This is a genomic window from Nocardioides malaquae, assembly GCF_015070385.1.
GTDB classification, from domain to species: domain Bacteria; phylum Actinomycetota; class Actinomycetes; order Propionibacteriales; family Nocardioidaceae; genus Nocardioides; species Nocardioides malaquae.
The window spans coordinates 1-394 of record NZ_JADCSA010000119.1 but is presented as its reverse complement, the minus strand read 5'-3'; the positions used below and the strand labels follow the sequence as shown (position 1 = coordinate 394).

Below are 394 nucleotides of genomic sequence, written 5' to 3'. Positions count from 1 at the left end.
CCTGCGGATCGGTGTAGAGGTTAAACACCGACGATCCCGCCGTTTGCATTACTGTGCCGGTGAATCCACCCTGATATCCGCTCTGGGTATAAGCGTAAGGTTGCTGAATCAGGACGTGATACTTGAACTCATCCATACGCACAGCAGCGAGTTTACCGTTGAGGAAGTAGTGCTCGGCCTTACGGTTAGACTGACCATTTGTTCCCAGGAAGAAGGATGTCTGGTCCACACCATCGATAAAGGTGGTTTTCGGCACTAAATTCGCCACTTTCGCTCCAGGATGCCCTGCCAGATCCAGCGCGGTAGGGAAGAGATCTGCCAGATCGACAATACCGTCAGATTTACGCGGTTGGATCATCCCTTTCCAGTAAACGAAAGTCGGTACGCGAACGCC

Annotated in this window: 1 protein-coding gene; it reads right to left on the bottom strand. The window is 52.3% G+C overall.

Annotated features, from left to right (window positions below):
* Positions 1 to 394, bottom strand: a 394-nt coding sequence (locus IEQ44_RS15610; RefSeq protein ID WP_193639398.1) for a sulfatase-like hydrolase/transferase, incomplete at both ends; no start/stop codon positions are given.